A 20,742-nucleotide genomic window follows, 5' to 3' on the forward strand; every position below is an offset into this window, starting at 1 on the left:
GGCCAGCCCACCGCTGCGGGAGAATCTCCCGAGTGAACCGTCGGTGGCCCTCCTCCCATGCTCCTCGATCTGCAAGGCAAGAAGGCCCTCGTCACCGGCATCGCCAACAACAAGTCGATCGCCTGGGGCATCGCCCAGCAGCTGCATGCGGCCGGCGCCGAGCTGGGCGTCACCTACCTGCCCGATGAGAAGGGGCGCTTCGAGAGCAAGGTGCGCGAGCTCACCGCGCCGCTCGCCCCCACCCTGTTCGAGCCCCTGAACGTGCAGGAGCCGGCCCAGATCGAGGCGGTGTTCAGCACGGTGAAGGAGCAGTGGGGCTCGATCGACGTGCTGGTGCACTGCCTGGCCTTCGCCGGCAAGGACGAGCTGATTGGCGACTACAGCGCCATCAGCCCTGAGGGCTTCGCCCGGGCGCTGGAGGTGAGCGCCTATTCGCTGGCGCCCCTGTGCCGCTGGGCCAAGCCCCTGTTCAATGCCGGCGGCAGCGTAATCACCCTCAGCTACCTGGGCGCTGAGCGGGCCATCCCCAACTACAACGTGATGGGCGTGGCCAAGGCGGCCCTGGAGGCGTCGGTGCGCTACCTGGCCGCCGAGCTGGGCCCCGAGAAGCAGGTGCGCGTGAACGCGATCAGCGCCGGCCCGATCCGCACACTCGCAAGCAGCGCCATCGGCGGCATCCTCGACATGATCCACAACGTGGAGGCCAAGGCCCCCCTGCAGCGCACCGTGACCCAGGAGGAGGTGGGCAGCACCGCCGCCTTCCTGGCCAGCCCGCTGGCCTCCGGCATCACCGGCCAGGTGATCTACGTGGATGCCGGCTACTGCATCACGGGGATGTGAACTGGCGAGGGCTCCGAGGGGCTCTGCTCCATGCACTGGAGGGTGGCTTCAAGGGCCTGAGCCAGTTGTGTTGCCAGCTCAGGTCTGTAAAAGTCGTGATGATTCTCGAAAAGCGGCGTGGAGTGCACGCCAGCGATCGCGTAAAACTGCCAGAGCCGTCTGAGCGCTGGCAGGTGCATCTTTGGGGCGAACAGGTGAACCATCAGGGGTAGCCGAGGCGGCCGGTACCCCTGCGCCAGAAGTTGGATGAAGGGCTCTTGGGCAGGAGGATCTATCCCCTGCAGATGTCGCTTGATGACCTGGGGTCCTGGCACGCGGACGTGCAGGTACTGCGCAGCACGCGCATTGGCAGTCCGTAGCCGGTTCAGCACGTAGAGCCAGCGGCTCTGCCCCACCGGTGGGCTCAGAATGCCATGCAAAGTCGGCAGGAAGCGCGCTCTCAGCATCTGGCTGAAGAGAGTCATTCCGAGGCGCCGATGAACGCGTGCAGTGGCATGGGTATCCAGGATGGCCAACAGGCCAAGCGGGGCCTTGCGCTCCAGTAATGCCGCAGCTACTGCATAGGCATACCAGCCTCCTGCGGAATAACCCAACAGATGGATCGGCCCGCCCTTGTGGGAGGCCAGGATCTCTGCGGCATAAGCATCAGCCAGTTGGGTCACGCTCGCTCCCTGCGGCGGTGATCCGTCGGCGCTGGCCTGCAGGCCCAAGACGGGGCGATGTGGAGCCAGGGCACGGGCCAGATGTGTGAATCCACCAACCCGGCCGCCCCATCCGTGCACCACATGGAGTGGTGGTCGGGGACCCATCGGCTGCAGGGTCACCAGATGACCTGGTGATTGGGATGACGATGGCAAAGAGGGCTGCAGCAGCCAGTTTGCCTGCTCACTGATGGTGGGGAAGCGGAAGATGGCCTCCACGGGGATGGATCTGCCGAGCTGCTCTCCGATCCGTGCGACAAGCCCAGCAGCTGCCAATGAATGACCGCCAACGACCCAGAAGTTGTCGGTGATGCCGAAATCGGCCTGACCGAGCACGTCAGCCCAGATGGCATGGAGCTGACGCTCGAGATCGGTGCAGGGAGCAACGCGCTGCTTGAGATCGCCGGCAAAGGAGGGAGCCGGAAGAGCCTTGCGATCGAGCTTGCCGTTGGTGGTGAGGGGGAGAGCCTCCAGGGCAACAAAGGCACTTGGCACCATGAGGTTGGGAAGACGCTGGGCGAGGAACGAGCGAAGCTGTTCGGCGCTTGGACGATCAGCCGTGGTTGGCTGCGCAACCCAGTAGGCGATCAGCTGTGGATTGGCGGGATCGTCGCGTCGAAGAATCACAGCGGCCTGAGCAACGCCAGGGTGAGCGAGGAGATTGGCCTCGATTTCACCGGGTTCAATGCGAAAGCCGCGCAGTTTGATCTGCTGATCGATACGGCCATGGAAGGCAAGGGTGCCGTCGGGATTCCAGGAGCAGAGATCTCCCGATTTGTAGAGACGCGCCGCAGGATCGTCTGAGAAGGGATCGGGAATGAATGCCTCAGCGGTGAGCTCAGGATTGTTGAGATAGCCGCGGGCCAGGCCGGCACCACCGATGTGGAGCTCGCCTGGGATACCGATGGGGCAGGGATGGCCGGCGGGGTCGAGAACCCGCACCGTTGTGTTGGCGATCGGTGTGCCGATCGGCACCTCGGCCATCGTCAGTGGCGTGTCAGATCCAAGTTGCTGGCAACAGGTGAAGGTGGTGTTCTCGGTGGGTCCGTAGCCATTGATCAGGGTGTGTCCCGGAGGGGAAGCCGCCAGCAGGCGCCGTACGGAAGCGGGATGGAGCACATCGCCACCGGCCAGCACCTGGGGCACACCGGCCAGAGACTCCAGCTCGGCGTCCACCATCGCGTGGAACAGACCGGCGGTGAGCCAGAGGGTGGTGATGCGGTGGTGGTGAAGGCAGGCAGCCAGGTCTGCCAGGGATGGGGTGCCTGCAGGAGCCAGCACGAGGGTGCCGCCATGGAGCAGGGGGCCCCAGATTTCGAAGGTGGCAGCATCAAAGGCCACCGGCGCGAGCTGCAACACCGCTGCACCGTCGCCGAGGTGGAAGCCATTGATCGGATCCACCAGGCGCAGGATGGCCTGGTGCTCGATGGCTACACCTTTGGGAGTGCCGGTGGAGCCGGAGGTGTAGCTGATGTAGGCCAGGGGCCGCAACGTTGGCGTTGACAGAGCGGCGGCAGGCTTGCTCAGGAGCTGCACACCATCTGCCGTGATTAGACCAGCGCAGCCAGATGCATGGAGCAGCAGCGTGTGGCGCTCCTGAGGCCAGTCGGGATCGAGCGGCAGATAGGCCCCCCCAGCTTTGAGGATGGCGAGTAGGGAGACGATGAGCTCAATGGATCGCTCAAGGCAGACCGCGACGATGACGTCTGGGCCTACGCCGAGATCAATCAGGTGGTGGGCAAGCTGATTGGCCCGGGAGTTGAGTTCTTGATAGGAGAGCTGCTGATCCTCAAAGATCAGAGCGATGGCATTAGGAGTGCGCTCCACCTGCTGCTCAAAGAGCTGATGCACGCAGAGATCAGGAACGTCGATGGTGGGCCCGTGCTGCCAGGATTCGATCAGCTGTCGCTCGCTTTCAGGAAGGAGCGTGAGCAAGTCTGCTGGTGCATCAGGGGATTGGAGTGCTGCGGCCAGCAGGGTGAGCAGATGCTCTGAGAGGCGTTGGATGCGATCGCCGCAGAAGAGATCGGTGGCATAAACCAAAGTTGTCTTGATGCCGCCACTTTGATCCCGCCGCAAAAAGAATTCCAGATCGAACCTTGAGGCATTCAAACTCGATCGCAGTGTTTCAACCTCAAGGCCATCGAGGTTGCTGAGCGAGGCTGGCGGCAGCTCGATCAGCTGCAGCATCACCTGCACCAGTGGATTGCGACTGGTGTCGCGCTCGAGGTTGAGGGCCTCCACCATCTGCTCAAAGGGCAGCTCCTGGTGGTCGTAGGCGTTGATGGAGGTGGTTTTGACCTGGGCGAGGAGCTCGCGGAAGGAAAGATCCTTTGAGAAATGGGTGCGGATCGGCAGGGTGTTGACGATAAAGCCGATCAGCGACTCAAAATCCGGGTGGTTGCGCCCCCAGATGGGGATGCCGATGGCGAGGTCGTCCTGCCGGCTGTAGCGATGCAGAAGCAGGGCCAGCAGTGCGAGCAGGCCCATCTGGAGAGTGGCGCCTTCTGATCGGCAGAGCTCCTCCAAGGGAGCCAGCAGTGCGGGCTCGATCCAGAAGGAGAGGCTCTCGCCCTGGTGGGAAGGCGTGGCTGGCCTGGGGTGATCGGTTGGCAGCTGTAGGGGTTCGAGGCCCGTGAGCTGGGGGATCCAGTAGTCGTGGAGGTTCTGGAGGTGAGGACCGCTGAGGCGCTGTCGCTGCCAGACGGCGTAGTCCTGGTAGAGGACGTTCAGGGGCTGGAGCTGAGCAGGTTGGCCGTTGCGGTGGGCGTTGTAGAGCGCGGTGAGATCGCGGCTGAGGATGGAGCGCGACCAACCATCGGAGGCGATGTGGTGGTAGTTGATCAGCAGCACATGCTCATCTGCCGCAACCTGAAGCAGGCGTGCGCGCAGGAGTAGGCCGGAGGTGAGATCAAAGGGTGTGGAGGCTTCCTGCTGCTGCCAGTTCTGGATCACCGTGTTCAGGTCACGATCACCCAGGGGTTCGACTTCCAGCTGAAGAGGAGCCGGTGGATGGAGGAGTTGGAGTACCTCGCTGCCATGGAGCTGGAAGGAGGTGCGCAAGGTGGGATGGCGCTCGATCAGAGCCGAAAGGGCTTGTGAAAGGGCGTTGAGGTTGAGCTCACCCTTGAGCTGCCAGAAGGCAGGGAGGTGATAGGCGGTGAGATCGGGCTGGAGCTGATGGAGGAACCAGAGGCGGGATTGGGCATAGGAGGCAGGGAACACCTGGCAGCCCTCGGGCCAATCGCCAGCCAGAGGCTGGGCTGTGGGGATTGCTGCTGGAGCTGATCGATCGTGATCAGCTGCAGCAGACTCTGAAAGCAGGGGTGAGAGCCCTGCAATGGAAGGGTTTTGGAAGAGAGCGGCTAGTGGAGGGGAGAAGCCGAGGGCCTGATCGATGCGTGAAACCAGGCGTGAGGCGGCAAGGGAATGGCCGCCGATGGCAAAGAAGTTGTCGGTGATGCCGAAGTCGCTGTGGCCGAGGACCTCAGCCCAGATGGCATGCAGCTGCCGCTCCAGATCAGTGGAAGGCTCAACGCGTTGATCGAGAGCACCGGCAAAGGAGGGAGCTGGCAGGGCCTTGCGATCGAGCTTGCCGTTAGTGGTGAGGGGCAGGGCCTCCAGCGCCACAAAAGCACTGGGCACCATGTAGTCGGGAAGACGCTGGGCGAGGAAGGAGCGGAGCTGATCAGAGCTTTGGCGATCACTCGCCAATGCGTGCGCATCCGGGTTCTGTGCAACCCAGTAGGCGATCAGACGCGGGTTGGCGGGAGCATCGCGGCGCAGCAGCACAACGGCCTGAGCAACGCCAGGGTGCGCGAGGAGATTGGCCTCGATTTCACCGGGTTCAATGCGGAAGCCGCGCAGTTTGATCTGCTGATCAATGCGTCCATGGAAGGCGAGGGTGCCATCTGGATTCCAGGAGGCGAGATCACCGGATTTGTAGAGGCGAGCGCTGGGATCGGTTGAGAAGGGATCAGGGATGAACTTCTCAGCGGTGAGCTCCGGGTTGTTGAGATAGCCGCGGGCCAGGCCGGCACCACCGATGTGGAGCTCGCCGGGGACGCCGATGGGGCAGGGATGGCCTATAGGGTCAAGAACATGTAGCGATGTATTGGGAATAGGCTTGCCCAAGGGAATCCCTTTCTCGGCTTGGCTCTCCGCTCTATTTCCTGCCTTGATTTCTACATCGAAGAATGCACAGGCTAGGCAGGTTTCAGTTGCGCCAAAAGAGTGTATCAAGCGTCGTGCTGAGGCCTCCTTGATCTGCTCGGCCAGCCAGGGAGATAGTTGCTCACCTCCTGCGGTTACCGTTGCCAGCCCCAAGAGATCTCTATCCAAAAGTGTGCTTAACCGACTTGGGGTTGCGGCCAAATGAGAACAATTCTTTTTGCGCGCTAAAGCGATAAGTAAAACTGGGTCTTTCTGTTGCTGATCACTGACTAGTACCACACACGCCCCGCAGGACAGGGGGAGCAGCCATTCCCGAATCGAATTATCAACCCAAAACTCACTTTGTGCTAGCACGCGGCTTTGGTTGTCGATATCCCAGACTTGTGGGTAGGAAATACACCGGTTGACGATGGCTTTATGATCCACTTCTACACATTTTGGCGTCCCGGTTGTACCTGATGTGCTTAGTACATAGGCCAAGTTGGCGGGATCACAAATGAGTCCTGGATTGCTATCTTTTGACTTTGCATTGAGCAGGTCAGGGGTCAACACTAGGGAACTCTCTGCCGCAATAGCACCTGTAAGCGATTCGGCCTGCCGGTCGGAGAGCAGAATTAGATTGCTGCCTGATCTGTCAAGAAAGGTTTGTACGCGGGGGCTTGGGTCATTGATGGGCAAGGGTTGATAAGCGCCCCCTGCTTTGAGGATGGCGAGTAGGGAGACGATGAGCTCAATGGATCGCTCAAGGCAGACAGCAACGATGACGTCTGGGCCTACGCCGAGATCAATCAGGTGATGGGCAAGCTGATTGGCCCGGGAGTTGAGTTCTTGATAGGAGAGCTGCTGATCCTCAAAGATCAGAGCGATGGCATCGGGCGTGCGCTCCACCTGCTGCTCAAAGAGCTGATGCACGCAGAGATCGGGAACGTCGATGGTGGGCCCGTGCTGCCAGGATTCGATCAGCTGTCGCTCGGTTTGTGGAAGGAGCGTGAGCGAGTCTGCTGGTGCATCGGGGGATTGGAGTGCTGCGGCGAGCAGGGTGAGGAGATGCTCTGAGAGGCGTTGGATGCGCTCAGCTGAAAAGAGGTCTGTGGCGTAGGTGATGGATCCATTGAGGCCTTGATCGGCGGAGCGGCGCAGATAGAAGGACAGATCCAGCTTGGAGGATGTGCCGCTGGTGGAGACCTGCTCAACCTCAAGGCCATCGAGGTTGCTGAGCGAGGCGGGCGGCAGCTCGATCAGCTGCAGCATCACCTGCACCAGTGGATTGCGGCTGGTGTCGCGCTCGAGGTTGAGGGCCTCCACCATCTGCTCGAACGGCAACTCCTGGTGGTCATACGCCCCGATCGATCGCTCCCTCACCTGTGCCAGCAGCTCCCGGAAGCTCTGGCCGGCCTGAAAACGGGTACGCACCGGCAGGGTGTTGATGAAAAACCCGATCAGCGGCTCGAGATCGGGATGGTTGCGGCCCCAGATGGGCACCCCGATCGCAACGTCGTCCTGGCGGCTGTAGCGGTGCAGCAGCAGCGCCACCACCGCCAGCAGCCCCATCTGCAGCGTCGCCCCCTCGCTGCGGCAGAGCTCCTCGAAGGGCGCCAGCAGCTCCGCATCGATCTGGAACGACACCCTGCCGCCCAGATGGGAGGGCAGGGCCGGACGGGGGCGATCCGCCGGCAGCTCCAGCGGCTCCAGGCCCTCGAGCTCCTCAAGCCAGTACTCGCTCAGCTCCTCGAGACACTCCCCACTCAGCCGCTGCCGCTGCCAGGCCGCATAGTCCTGGTAGTGCACAAGCAGCTGCGGCAGCCCGGGGGTTCGGCCCGCGCGATGGGCGTTGTAGAGCTCCGTCAGATCACGGGCAAGAACAGAATGCGACCACCCGTCGGAGGCGATGTGGTGGTGGTTCACCAGCAGGACATGCTCCTGGGGAGACACCTGGAGCAGTCGCGCACGCAGCAGCAGTCCGGAAGTCAGATCGAAGGGCGTGCAGCGCTCGTGCTCCAGCCACTCCTCGATCACCCGCTCGCAATAGCGATCACCAAGGGGTTCGGCTGACAGGCAGAAGGTAGCCGGGGGATGAAGGATCTGCAGCACCTCGCTCCCCTCCAGCCGGAAGGAGGTGCGCAGGGTGGGATGGCGCTCGATCAGGGAGGAGAGGGCGCGGGCCAGGGCGGGAATGTCCAGCTCCCCCCGCAGCCGCCACAGAGCGGGCATGTGGTAGGCCGTGAGGTCGGGCTCCAGCTGATGCAGGAACCAGAGGCGAGCCTGGGCGTGGGAAGCGGGAAAGACCTGGCGGCCTTCCTGAACATCAACGCAGAGAGGCTGTGCCCGGGGGATCCTGCCGCCGCCTGCTCGCGCAGCCGGAATCGTGGTTGGCTGATCCTCTCTGCTGCCCAGCAGGCTCAATAGCTCGGTTTTGCGGAGCTTGATGCATTCACGCAGATCCGGGCTCAACTTTTCGAGCGGACCTTTGATGACAAGATCATGACCCTTGGCTTGCATGGAAAGCCCCAGTTGCTCAACATGCGCCAGGAGTTCCGTGGCGGAGTCAGGGGTGTCCATGCCGGCTGCCTGAAGGCTCCCTTGGTGACCCAATGCCGGCTTGAGAAGGCTTTTACGGTGATCACTTTACCGTAAGCACGAGCAAACTCCTGGATGAATCCCGCACCGCCGATGCGGGTACTCCACCCACGCAAAGGTTGTCGGGGCAGGCCGACATGGCCGCCAATGGCGGGGAGAAAGAAAGAGAGCTCGACTCTCCGTTGATTGCACTGGAATCAACGGTGCCTGAGCCATTGCGTTGTCTTCACTGGATCGCCTGACTGGAATGCATACCCAAGGCAGCAGCCCCAGAACCATCCTCGCTGCCATGGGCGCCGAAGAACCCTTCAGAGGGAGGCATGTCATCCCTCAGCCCTGCTCAGCAGGGGACTCCTGCCACTTACTTTCTCGCAGGGAAGGAACATCCGCCCGGATAAATGATGGTCTGAGCTCGATGAGCAAGATCCATTCCCCTACGAATGCAGGCTTACAAGAAAAGTGATTGCCTGAATCGCTCAGAGATCTCGTCGCCTGAGGGATCATCCAAAAGCATGGCGGGGCTCTCGAATCGAGATCAGTGGCTCCGAAAGTGGTATGTTTGGAAATAGGGAGCTTGTTCAATCTTTTTCATGGAGGCAGTGCAAAATCCGGAGATACCAGGCCAGTGGCCCAAAATGGCGGCACGTTGGCAACTGCTTGGTCCCCCGCTGCGCCCTTCGTGTCAGGACCTTGAAATCATCAGCAAGGCGATCAGCCGATGGGCTCCGCCGCCGCCCACAGCCCTGAGAATTCTGATCCTCGGCGTCACGCCTGAGTATCCGGCTCTTGATCTGGATAGGCAGGTTGATTTCCAGGCGCTTGATCGAACACGTTCAATGATTGAAGCCGTATGGCCCGGGCCCCGGGAGTCGGCCGCTTGTGGCGACTGGTGTTCCATGCCATGGTGCCAGCCACTCTTCGATGTTGCTCTTTGTGACGGAGGGCTGCAATTGCTGGTCAATCCTTCAGGCGTAGCAGCCGTTGCGAAGGAGCTGCAAAGGGTCATGAAGGCTGGGGGGCTCTTCATCGTGCGGTTATTCTGTCCTCCAATGCCAGGAGAAACGCCGGAACAGGTAGTGAGCCAGCTTCTCGCCGGTGGGATCACCAATCTGAATGAACTGAAGCTGCGACTCAATCCTGCGCTGCAACTCGATCCGGAACGTGGCGTCCCTCTGGCCAGCGTATGGCAATATCTGCATGAGCGCCTGGGTCCATGGAGCGAGCTGGCTGCACGCCTCGGGTGGAGCCTGGAACATCTTCAGGTGATCGATGCCTACCGCGAGAACAATGCCAGGATGCATTTCTTCGACGTCTCAGAGGCGATCAGGCTTATCACAGCTGCCTCTGATCTGGAGCATCTTGAGACCGTCACGGCAAACTACCGAATGGCTCTCAGTTGTCCAACCCTGATCTTTCGCCGCCCATCGCCTTGAATCGAGGAATCGGGTCATCTCCAAAGCAGATAGCGCAGACGGCCTCTCAATCCGGCTTTGACAACATGATTGAACCTGCACACGGGAATTTTGTTTAAGATCGCACGAGCTTCCTGAGGCTTGCTACCAGGTCCACGCAGTCGGAACTGGGTGGCCTGGGTTGGTCCGTAGACCATCCGCAGCCATAGCCTTGGCTCAAGGAAAAATGAGCGGAGCAGGGGAGGTTCGCATCCGATCAGATTTGCCATGCTGTCCATGTAATTGTGGTAGTCGACAAGATTCCTCATCCGTTCGGCGTTGTGGCCAAATTGCGAAAGGTAACTGGCTGCATCCGCATCGATTGTGGTGCGTATCACATCCTGTTCCGGAAGCCGAAGCTTGCCACTCGTGAGCAGCGCGAAATAGCGGGCCTGCATCTCCATGATTGGGAACTGGCTGCCGAAGCCAGGCCGGGCAGCACCGATCCAGGCCAGCGAAGAGCCCTCGTCTGGATCCAGCATGTGCTTGAACAGTCTGCGCGGGTCGGCGTCCTGTAATGGCGCAGGCAGAAATGGTGTATGACCTCTGTATCCTGTGCAGAACAGTACAAGGTCGATATCGTCCAGCCACAGTCCATCGCTGTGGCAAAGACGACGCCCACCATGGTCCACATCTGTGATTTCCCCGATCACCTGACAACCGTGGTGGACGATGGCTTCCGGCAGGGAAAAATTCTTCGTGCCAAAGGTGCTCCAGATTCCGTAGGGACCGGAGATCCGTCGATTGAGAACAGCCGCCGCTGTGTTCACAGGATCGTTCTCAAGTTGCTCATGCGCAAGAATCAGCTCTGACAGTGTCGATCCAAAATCGCGGGGTAATCCGTAGAGCCCACGATGGGTGGCGATGTCAGCAGCCATGCTGCCGCGGTGGCGTGGCAGGATCCACCCCGGGGCTCGCCGCAGGCTCACCCAGGTGCGCTGGGCGACCCGGGCGATTTCCAGGGTGATGTCAGCGGCCGATTCGCCGCCACCCACCACCAGCACCCTGCGTCCAGCGAGGGAGCGGGGGTTTCGATAATCCTTCGAATGCATCCATTCCACTTCCGTCAGTCGCGAAGCCCAGTCGGGCAGATTCGCAAAACGGTTGTTGCCTGTCGCCACCACAAGGCGCTGGCAGTGAATGGTCTCTCCCCCAGCCAGATCCAGACGCCAGCCGTGTCCGTCCCTATGGGCACGCATCACGTCCACGTCAAAGCGCAGGTGATCAAGCACCCCGAACCGTGTCGCGTACTCCCGCCAGTAGGCCACAACCTCATCCTTCGACCAGAAATGGTGCTCCTTCCCGTCTCCGATCCAGTGATCGGAGAACATGCTGAAGACGCTGGAGGATGTCAGGGTAAGACTGTCGTAGGAGCCGGCGAAAATACCACCAAGGGAATGACTCCTCTCAAAACAGACAACATCGGAAAGACCATGCTCAATCAATTCCTTTGTGGCCACGATTCCTCCAGGGCCAGCTCCAACAACCACGCAGGAATAACTGCTCATAACCAGGATCTAAAATCGGCCTTACTCATACCAGAAAAGACGGCCATACACAATAGCTGACAGGGCCTCGCCTCTTCCTGGAGATGGCTTTAAAACAACAGGAAAGGGACATTCAGATCACCAGCACTCCATGTTCAGGAGCACGTGCCAGGTAGTCAGCAAGCGACTGAATGGTCGAGGACGAGAAAAGATCCGAGACTCGACATTGGCATTCTGCCATTTGGTTGATGCGGTTGGCGAGGCGGGCGGCGGCCAGCGAATGGCCACCGATGTCAAAGAAGTCGTCTGTGATCCCGAAGTCACCATGGCCAAGGACCTCAGACCAGATCGCATGGAGCTGCCGCTGCAGATCAGTGGTGGGGGCAATCCATTCCTGGGACACACTGCCGACCGATGCAGCGGGCAGTGCCCTGCGATTGAGCTTGCCATTGGCAGTCAGTGGCAGGTCCTCCAGTTCCATGAAGGCCGCCGGTACCATATAGCCTGGCAGCATATCCATCAGGAAGGAACGGAGATCGGCAGGGGTGGCAGAGTTTTCGCCGCCGTTGGAGGAATCGGGAACCCAGTAAGCGATCAGGCGCGGATTGGCCGGGTCCCTCTCCTCCAGAATCACGACGGCCTGACCGACTGCAGGATGCTGCAGAAGGATGGACTCGATTTCACCGGGTTCGATGCGGTGACCGCGAAGCTTGATTTGCTGATCGATGCGGCCAAGAAACTGGATCTTGCCCTTGTTCGTCCAGATGCCGACATCGCCGGTACGGAGCAGGCGGGCCCCCTCGCCATCACCGAACGGATCAGGAAGAAACCTTCCCTCTTCTTCCTTGGGAAGCTGCACATAGCCGCTGGCGACTCCCGCTCCTCCAATGTGGATCTCTCCTGGAACGCCAGGAGGCAGCAGGTTCAGCTCCTCGTCGAGGATGTAGACCGCCGCCCCTGGGATCGGAGCGCCGATGCAGCTGCGGCGTGAGGCGAAGGTGGCGATCTCCTCTCGCTTCAACAGAAGTGCCGTGGAAAATCCCGCTGCTTCAGTGAGGCCATAGACGACGAACAGGTGGCTCAGTTCGGGAAACTCCTGGAGTCTGCTGCAGAGATCGGCTGGAATCGGCTCGGCGCCCATTCCGATCACCTTGATATTCCGCGGCACCAATCCCTCAATAATCATTTCCCGGATTGATGTCGTTGTACCGGAAACCGCCGTGATCATGCCGGCATAGGGTGAGCTGGCAAGCTCTGAGATCGTGTCGAGCATGAGCAGGCATCCACCCGCGGCAAGCACAGTGAAAATCTGCGCGACGCTGGCATCAAAAGCGATGGATCCGTAGAAGGGAATCAGGCGGCAGGTCCAGGGCGGCGTGAGTTGATCGAGGCGGCAATGCAGCATCTGCAGTGCAGAGCGGTGGCTCACTTCCACTCCCTTTGGCCTGCCGGTGGAACCGGAAGTGTGAATAAAGTAGGCAGGTTGATCATCACTGATCGAGGGGAGCGTGATTTCGGCAAGTTTCCCTTCCAGAGGATCAACGTAGCCTGGTGTGGGGTCGTTGGAATCGTTCAGGGAAAAGAGAAGCACCCTGCTCGGCCTGAGGCGTTCCGCCATGGGCGGGGAGGTGATCACCAGCTCCACGACTGCATTATCGAAAAGCATCGCGATCCGTTCATCCGGATAGGCAGGATCCATGGGCACATAGCAACCTCCTGCCGCGAGCACAGCCAGCATAGCGACGGGAAGCTCCGGTCGTCTCCCCAGCAGAATCCCCACCCGCTGGCCGGGTCTTACTCCCTGCTCCACAAGCCTTCGCGCCAGCCTGTCGACATGGCGCGCCAGATCTCCATGACTCAGCACGGAATCCTGGTGCCTCACCGCGGGAGCCGCCGGTGCCTGGTGTGAACCCTGCGCAGCGAACTGGTGCACCAGAACGCCCGCCGCTGGACGGTCCGACGGATGGCTCCAGGTCAACAGCTGCTCCATCTCTTCCTTCGGCAGAAGGTTGAGTCGGCTCGCCGGCAGATCCGGTTCGGTGCCCATCCCCTCAACCAGCGAGCCGAGCAGGGTGACCAGGTGCCTGCTGAGCCGCTGGATGCGATCGGAGTCGAACAGATCGGTGGCGAAGGTGATGGTTCCGCTGATGCCCTGGTGAGAATTTCTCTGGAGCTGGAAACCGAGATCGAGCTTGGAGGATTCGTTGCTGATGCCAATCTGCTGCACCTGGAGGCCCGTAAGGCCCGTCAGCGCGGCCTCCGGCAGTTCAATGAGCTGAAACATCACCTGCACCAGGGGATTGCGGCTGGTGTCCCGCTCGACGTTGAGGGCCTCCACCATCCGCTCGAAGGGCAGCTCCTGGTGCTCGTACGCACCGATCGACCTGTCCCTCACCTGCGCCAGCAGCTCCCGGAAGCTCTGGCCGGCCTGAAAACGGGTACGCACCGGCAGGGTGTTGATGAAAAACCCGATCAGCGGCTCGAGATCGGGATGGTTGCGGCCCCAGATGGGCACCCCGATCGCAACGTCGTCCTGGCGGCTGTAGCGATGCAGCAGCAGCGTCACCACGGCCAGCAGGCCCATCTGCAGCGTCGCCCCCTCGCTGCGGCAGAGCTCCTCGAACGGAGCCAGGAGGTCCGCACCGACCTGGAACGACACCCTCCCGCCGCGGTGCGAGGGCAGCGCCGGACGGGAGTGGTCGCTGGGCAGCTCCAGGGGCGCCAGGCCCTCCAGCTGCCCAAGCCAGTACTCCCTGAGCTTCTGCAGGCGCTCACCGCTCAGACGCTGCCGCTGCCAGGCCGCGTAGTCCTGGTACTGCACCCGCAGCGGCGGCAGCCCGGGGGTTCGGCCCGCGCGATGGGCGTTGTACAGCTCCACCAGATCGCGACCCAGAACCGAACGCGACCAGCCGTCCGAGGCGATGTGGTGGTGGTTCACCAGCAGCACATGCTCCTGCTCTCCGACCACCAGCAGCCGTGCACGCACCAGAACCCCTGAGGTCAGATCAAAAGGCGTGCAGCCCTCCTCCTCCAGCCAACCCACGATCACCTCCTCTTCTTCCCGCTCCCCCAGGAACTCGACCGCCAGAGCGAAGGCCTCCGGCGGATGGATGAGCTGCACCACCTCGTTCCCTTCCAGGCAGAACGACGTGCGCAGCGTCGGGTGACGCTCGATCAGATCCGCCAGCGCCCGCTCCAGCGCAGCACTGTTGAGATCTCCCCGCAACCGCCACAGTGCGGGTAGGTGGTAGGCCGTTAGCTCCGGCTCCAGCTGCTGAAGAAACCACAGCCGCGCCTGGGCGTGGGAGGCGGGATAAGCCTCGGCACCCCTTGGCCGTTCACCGGGCAGCGATTCGGCGACAGGAAAGGCTGTCTGAAGTGCGGACGTCACGCCATCCGCATCTGGGGCAACGACCAGAGGGGCCAGCCCCGCAATGGTGGGGTTCTGGAACAGCGCCGCCAGTGGAGGGGCACTGCCAAGCGCCTGCTCGATCCGGGAAACCAGCCTCACTGCCGCCAGCGAATGCCCCCCGATGGCAAAGAAGTCATCGGTGATCCCGAAGTCGGAATGACCGAGCACCTCAGCCCAGAGGGCATGGATCTGCCGCTCCAGCTCTGTGCCGGGTTCCACCCGCCGCTCCAGGTCGCCGGCGAACGACGGCTCCGGCAGCGCCCTGCGGTCCAGCTTGCCGTTGCTCGTCAGCGGCAGGTCCTTCAGTTCCACCAGGGCCGCCGGAACCATGAAGTCGGGCAGTCGTTCGGCCAGGAAGCCCCGCAGCTCCTCCGCTGAGACCGTGACTCCAGTCACGCCGACCCAGTAGCCGACCAGGCAAGGATTGGACGGGTCGTCGCTGCGCAGCACCACCACCGCCTGCGCCACAGCCGGGTGGTCCAGCAGGTTCGCCTCGATCTCGCCGGGCTCGATGCGGAAGCCGCGCAGCTTGATCTGCTGATCGATGCGGCCATGGAAGGCCAGCGTCCCGTCCGGATTCCAGCTCGCCAGATCACCGGATTTGTAGAGGCGGGCGGTGGGATCGGCGGAGAAGGGATCGGGGATGAACCTGTCGGCGGTGAGCCCGGGGTTGTTGAGGTACCCGTGCGCCAGAGTCGGGCCGCCGATGTGCAGCTCACCGGGGATCCCGATCGGGCACGGAAGACCATTGGGTTCAAGGATCCATGCTCGAGCATGAGGAATCGGTCTCCCCAAAGGAACCCTACTCTGGAATCGCCAAGAATCACTCAGGTCTTGACAGGCAACTTCAACAGTGGTTTCTGTTGGGCCGTAGGTATTCAAGAGGCGTGTATGATTTGCCTGTAAAGGCTCCCAGAGTCGTAAATGATGCAAATGCATCGCCTCTCCACCAACGATCAAGAGCCTTAGGTCGTGGGGAATAATGAAATTGCTCTGGGCACATTCGCGAACTAGCCCTGCCCAGAAAGCTGTCGGAAGGCTCGCGATTGTAATCTTATATTCTTCTAGGAAATTGAGAAATCTTTTCGTGCTGCCAGTTGCTTCTTCGTTGCAGCAGACGATTGCCGCACCAGCTGAAAGTGCAGGAAAGATCTCCTCGATGCAGGCGTCAAAAGTTAGCGAAGAAAATTGCAGAACCCGATCGACGCTGGTGATGTTGAATTCGTGAGTCGCCCAGTTCGAGAACGTGTCGAGTGCGGTTCGATCAATGAGCACGCCTTTGGGCTTGCCTGTAGAGCCTGATGTGAAAATAATGTACGCAATGCTGTTGTCTACAAGGCTGTTGTCTGCAAGGCTGTTGTCTACAAGGCTGTTTGTCTGGCCATAGGCTTCACCCAGTGTCTCCGTTTCAATCCGCAGCTCTGAGTCTTCTGAGAGTGATAAATAGAGTGTTGTCCTCTCGGTCAGATCCTTACGGACCGTTGAGGAGTGCAATGCCTTTGTCGATATAATTGGGGCATGGCCGATTTCACTGAGAATATTTCTGATTCGATTGACGGGTAGCCTTGAGTCGATAACCACAAACGCCTTGCAGGCAAATAAGCATGAGACCATGCAGAGTATCGCCTCCAGCCTTGGATCCGCCAGCAGGATGACGACATGATCAGATGGGGTGCAAAGAGTTGCAATGTGCCTCGATAGGGTGTCAGTAAGCTCCAGTAACTTCTTGTAGCTCAATCGCCTGACTCCATCCGATAGGGCGGTGTTGTCGGGGTATAGGTGGGCTAAGTCTTCAATTTTTTTGGTAACCGCACTCTGCTGTGTAGATGATGTCTTGCCAGCGCGGAGATCATGATCGTCGATCGACTGATTGCTATTTCTTTCGCCTCCATCTGGTGCTGAGACGGCAGCACTCCAGTTTACGATCTGCTCCTCTTCAGAGTCAGTAAGCAAAGAGTGAGATGCAATTCTCGCATCAGGCGACTTGACGATGGATTTGAGCAAAACCAACAGGTGTGCGGCGAGTCGGTCGATGCGATCAACGCTGAATAGATCGGACGCATAGATGATGAAACCGCGTAGTCCTTGTCTTGCAATACGGTGAAATGAGAAGGCAAGATCAAATAGCGAGGAAGTGCTTGCAGTGATTAATTCTGCTTTAAGTCCGTCAAGATTCTCGAGAGAAGGATAAGATATTTCCGTCAGCTGGAGCATCACCTGATAGAAGGGGTTGCGACTTGTATCGCGTTCCATCATGAGGGCCTGGACGATCTGTTCAAATGGGAGCTCCTGGCGGTCGTAAGCGGCAAGAGACGTGTCTTTGATCTGAGCCAAGAGCTGCCGAAAAGACTGCTCCGCCTCAAACTGCGTGCGGATCGGTAATGTGTTGATGAAGAATCCGATCAGCGATTCAAGGGCGGGATTATTGCGGCTCCAGATCGGTACTCCGATCGCAAAATCATTCTGACGGCTGTAACGATGCAGCAACAGCGCCACTGCCGCCAGCAGCCCCATCTGCAATGTCGCTCCCCCCTTCCGGCACAGCTCCTCGAAGGGCTCCAGAATCTCGGCCTCGATCTGGAAGGTGACCCTGCCGCCCCTGTGGGAGGGTACGGCCGGTCTGGGTTGATCGCTGGGCAGCACGAGGGGATCGAGCTCTCTGAGCTGCGAGATCCAGTACTCCTTCAGTTCCTGCAGGCGTGGGCCGCCGAGCCGTTGCTGCTGCCAGGCGGCGAAGTCCTGGTAGTGAACAGTGAGCGGTGGGAGCTGAGGAGGGCGTCTGGAATGGAGGGCGTTGTACAGCTCCACCAGATCGCGAGCCAGAACCGAACGCGACCAGCCATCGGAGGCGATGTGGTGGTGGTTGATCAGCAGCAGATGCTTCTCGGGAGCAACCCGGAGCAGACGGGACCGCAGCAGCACTCCTGAGGCCAGATCGAAGGGCGTACTGCGTTCCTGCTCCAGCCACCCCTCAATCACCTGGTCGGTATCGCGATCACCGAGGGGTTCAACCAGCAGAGTCACGTCACCTGGAGGGTGGATGATCTGCAGAACTTCGTTCCCCTGCAGTTGGAAGGCGGTGCGCAGGGTGGGATGCCGCTCGATCAGCGCAGCCAGCGCCTGCTCAAGAGCCCGCACATCCAGCTCCCCCTGCAGCCGCCACAGCAGCGGCAGGTGGTAAGCGGTGAGGCCTGGCTCCAGTTGCTGCAGAAACCACAGTCGCGCCTGTGCGTAGGAGGCGGCAAACGCCTGGCAGCCCCGTGGCCACTCACCGGGCAGGGGCCTGGCAGTTGGGATACTGTAAGTTGTGCTTTCGGAGCGGAGAGTCCTGAGCCTGGCGACGCGGCTGGCCAGCGAGTTCGCTGTGTTCATGATCCGCCCGCCCTCCTCAGATTGGCTTCCAGCACCGCGTTGCAATGGGAGAGCTCCCGCGGCGCTGCCAGAGCAACGGAGAGTTCCGCTTCCTCATGCTTCAGACCTTCCAGGGCCTGCTCAATGGCCCCATGGGCAGCGAACAGACAAGGGGTGCTGTAGATCAGTCCCTGCACGCCGTGATCGGCAAGATCCCGGCGGCTGCAGGCCGGCACTTTGCCACCACCGATCACGTTGCAGAACAACGGACAGGATATCGCTGCCCGCAGCCTCGGAAAGAGAGCCAGATCCTTGATGCCATCGGCCAGCACCGCATCACAGCCGGCCTGCTCGAACGCCTGGATGCGCTCAAGGATCTCGTCTGGATCACTGGCATCCGTGCGGGCCACCACCAGCAGGGAAGTGCATTCCCGCAGCACGGCTCCGAGCTTGTTCAGGTAGTCCTGCAGGGGGAGCAGCCGTTTGCCGTCGAGGTGGCCGCAGCGGCGCGGCCTGGCCTGATCCTCGAGAACCACACCGGAGGCTCCACAGCGCTCCAGGGTGCGGGCGACATGGCTGGCCACGGCGGGGTCCCCGAAGCCATCGTCGATGTCCACCAGCAGGTGGTGATGGGGCAGAAGAGCCCGCAGGCGACTGGTGCTGGTGGTGAGATCACCCCAGCCGACGAAGCCGATGTCGGGAAGCCCGTACATGCTGGCGGCAAGCCCGAAGCCACTGAGGAACATAGCTTCGAAGTGTTCGGCCGCCAGGGAGGCGCTGAACAGGTCGTAGATCCCCACGAACGGCAGCACTCGCTGCTCGGCTTGAGCTGTCTGAAGGGCTAGGCGCAGCTGGGCGCCAGGGGGGAGTGCCTCGATCATGGCAATTCCTCTAGCTGCGCGAGGGTTTCATCCAGGAGCTGATCAAGCTTCTCCGCAAGGGTCCGCACGGTTGGGACGGTGAACAGCAGCGTAGGCTGAAGATCAAGACTGAGTTGCTCGGCCAAGCGGGTGATGACCCGTGTGCCGGCAAGGGAATCACCGCCAATCTGGAAGAAGTTGGCTTCCCGGCTCGGTAGCTCTTTTAGCTCAAGCACTTCGCTGATCACCGAAGCCACAAGCTCCTCCAGCTCGCCGACCGCCGGCTCCTCTGCGGGACGGAGCGCATCGGCCAAGCGCTCCGCCAGGCCAATGCGCTGGAGTTTGCCGGTGACGCCGCGGGGGAGCTCCTCAAGAATCAAGATGCGGGAGGGCACCTCATGGGGGGCCAGAACTGAGAAGGCGTGCTGTCGCAGCTGCTGTTCCTCAAGGTTCAAGCCGGCCCGAAGCACAACGGCGGCGGCGAGGTCCTCTCCCAACGTGGGATGGGGCACGGCAAAAGCCAGGGCCTGATCCACACCCGGATGGAGAAGCAGTGCTTCATCCACACGGCGAGGGATCACTTTTTCGCCGCCGCGGTTGATCATTTCCTTGAGACGCCCCGTTAGGAACAGGCGCCCCTCCTGATCCAGATAACCTTCATCACCGGTGAGGAACCACGACTCCCCATTGAATGCGGTGACCCAACCGCTCAGATCAGCGGCTTCATAGCCGGCAGTCACGTTGGGACCACGGATGGCGACTTCGCCGCTCTCGCCGGCTGGCAGTGGACGGTGCTCGGGCCCGAGCACCATCACCTCGGGCCCGACGGCGGGGCCGACACTGCCCGGCAATGGCGTGGGTCCTTCGCCGGGCAACCGGTTGCTGCAGATCTGGTGGGCGGCTTCCGTCATGCCGTAGGCCTCGAGCACCGGCACCCCGAAATGGTGCTCCAGCCGCTGCTGCAACACCGGAGACAAGGGCGATGAGGAGGAGCGTAGGAACCGTAGGTGATTGAATCCTGGTGGTTCACCCTGCTGGTTGGAGTTGTTGAGCAGGGCCTGCAGAAGGGTTGGTACGGCTGATAGGTATGTCGCCTGAAGGTGATGGATTGCAGCCAGCAATTGTTCCGGATCGCTGCTGCGGCAGCAGATCACGCTGCCACCGGCAAGCAGTGGCGCGAGCAGGGAAGCCACGATGCCGTGAATGTGAAACAGCGGCATGGCGGCTATGGAGCGATCGGTTGGCGAGAGCTTCAGGGTGGTGGCGATGTTGCCGGCGGAGGTGAGAAGGTTGGCGTGGCTGAGGGGTACCACCTTGGGGCGAGAGGTGGTGCCTGATGTCTGCAACAACAGGGCTAGATCACCTGATTCAGGCGTAACGGCAATGCCGCTCAATTCGTCTGGCACCATCAGAGATGGCAGGCTCAGAACAGGAAGGCCCAGTTGGCCGGCGGCTTCAAGAAAAGTGGCGGGCGGATTCTCGTCCACCAGCACATGGGTCGCGCCAAGCCGTCTGAGGTCGTCGAGAATGATTGGAAGGGGGCTGGATGGCATCAATGGGGCCACGGCTGCCACCGCCATCGCGGCGAGGAGAGTGGCAGCCATGGCAGTGCCCGGTGTCATGACGAGAGCAAGGCGATCATTGCGTTGCACCCCCTGGGAGCTCAGGGCGTTGGCAAGTGCATGAATCTGTGCCTGCAACTGTTCGCGCGTGGTGATCCGGCCGTCGGCATCCAGGAGGGCTGGCTGATGGCCAGCGGTCTCAATCCTGCTGGGCCACCACCAGGCATCGAGCAGGAATTCGACAGGGTGAACGACTGGATCGAGGCTCATTGATTCCAAAACTCTCATGCTGTTTTGTCGGCGAAGACAGGTCTTTGCATATGTTGAC

8 protein-coding genes are annotated in these 20,742 nt (G+C 61.0%); 3 read left to right on the forward strand and 5 right to left on the reverse strand.

Features of this window, described 5'->3' with window-relative positions:
* Positions 1 to 57: 57 nt before the first annotated feature.
* Positions 58 to 840: an enoyl-ACP reductase FabI gene (fabI, locus tag H8F25_RS13725; protein WP_197210893.1), complete on the forward strand. Its 783-nt coding sequence runs from the start codon at positions 58 to 60 to the stop codon at positions 838 to 840.
* On the opposite strand, the gene H8F25_RS13730 is transcribed toward fabI, so the two are convergent.
* Positions 819 to 8,273 carry an amino acid adenylation domain-containing protein gene (locus H8F25_RS13730; RefSeq protein ID WP_370525752.1) on the reverse strand — a complete coding sequence of 2,485 codons (7,455 nt, stop codon included), beginning with the start codon at positions 8,271 to 8,273 and terminating at the stop codon, positions 819 to 821. The two genes, fabI and H8F25_RS13730, sit on opposite strands and share 22 nt — an antisense overlap.
* Positions 8,274 to 8,881: 608 nt before the next feature.
* Between H8F25_RS13730 and H8F25_RS13735 the strand changes: the two genes are divergently transcribed.
* Entirely contained in the window at positions 8,882 to 9,724 is an 843-nt protein-coding gene (locus tag H8F25_RS13735; protein ID WP_231596854.1) for a class I SAM-dependent methyltransferase, read from the forward strand.
* A 14-nt stretch (positions 9,725 to 9,738) separates the two neighbouring features.
* Here the strand turns inward: H8F25_RS13735 and H8F25_RS13740 are convergent, their stop codons facing one another.
* The 4 genes from H8F25_RS13740 to H8F25_RS13755 form a co-directional block, all read right to left on the reverse strand.
* Positions 9,739 to 11,250, reverse strand: a complete 1,512-nt coding sequence (locus tag H8F25_RS13740; protein WP_231596855.1) for an NAD(P)/FAD-dependent oxidoreductase — start codon at positions 11,248 to 11,250, stop codon at positions 9,739 to 9,741.
* A gap of 112 nt (positions 11,251 to 11,362) precedes the next feature.
* Entirely contained in the window at positions 11,363 to 18,013 is a 6,651-nt protein-coding gene (locus tag H8F25_RS13745; RefSeq protein ID WP_197210897.1) for a non-ribosomal peptide synthetase, read from the reverse strand.
* Complete coding sequence (locus H8F25_RS13750; protein ID WP_197210898.1) at positions 18,010 to 18,873, reverse strand: oxaloacetate decarboxylase; 864 nt, start codon at positions 18,871 to 18,873, stop codon at positions 18,010 to 18,012. Before H8F25_RS13750 ends, H8F25_RS13745 begins: the two co-directional genes overlap by 4 nt.
* Positions 18,870 to 20,552, reverse strand: coding sequence for an AMP-binding protein (locus H8F25_RS13755; protein WP_231597381.1), 1,683 nt, complete (start codon positions 20,550 to 20,552; stop codon positions 18,870 to 18,872). Before H8F25_RS13755 ends, H8F25_RS13750 begins: the two co-directional genes overlap by 4 nt.
* Here H8F25_RS13755 and H8F25_RS17810 point away from each other — a divergent pair.
* Entirely contained in the window at positions 20,535 to 20,687 is a 153-nt protein-coding gene (locus tag H8F25_RS17810) for a hypothetical protein (RefSeq protein WP_231597411.1), read from the forward strand. The two genes, H8F25_RS13755 and H8F25_RS17810, sit on opposite strands and share 18 nt — an antisense overlap.
* Positions 20,688 to 20,742: the final 55 nt, after the last annotated feature.

Source organism: Synechococcus sp. CBW1004 (assembly GCF_015840715.1).
GTDB lineage: Bacteria > Cyanobacteriota > Cyanobacteriia > PCC-6307 > Cyanobiaceae > Cyanobium.

Bases quoted from the DNA above. Each gene is read 5' to 3' on its own strand.
- H8F25_RS13735 (WP_231596854.1), top strand. From the start codon at position 8,882: ATGGAGGCAGTGCAAAATCCGGAGATACCAGGCCAGTGGCCCAAAATG.
- fabI (WP_197210893.1), top strand. From the start codon at position 58: ATGCTCCTCGATCTGCAAGGCAAGAAGGCCCTCGTCACCGGCATCGCC.
- H8F25_RS13740 (WP_231596855.1), bottom strand. From the start codon at position 11,250: ATGAGCAGTTATTCCTGCGTGGTTGTTGGAGCTGGCCCTGGAGGAATC.
- H8F25_RS17810 (WP_231597411.1), top strand. From the start codon at position 20,535: ATGAATCTGTGCCTGCAACTGTTCGCGCGTGGTGATCCGGCCGTCGGC.
- H8F25_RS13750 (WP_197210898.1), bottom strand. From the start codon at position 18,873: ATGATCGAGGCACTCCCCCCTGGCGCCCAGCTGCGCCTAGCCCTTCAG.
- H8F25_RS13730 (WP_370525752.1), bottom strand. From the start codon at position 8,273: ATGGACACCCCTGACTCCGCCACGGAACTCCTGGCGCATGTTGAGCAA.
- H8F25_RS13745 (WP_197210897.1), bottom strand. From the start codon at position 18,013: ATGAACACAGCGAACTCGCTGGCCAGCCGCGTCGCCAGGCTCAGGACT.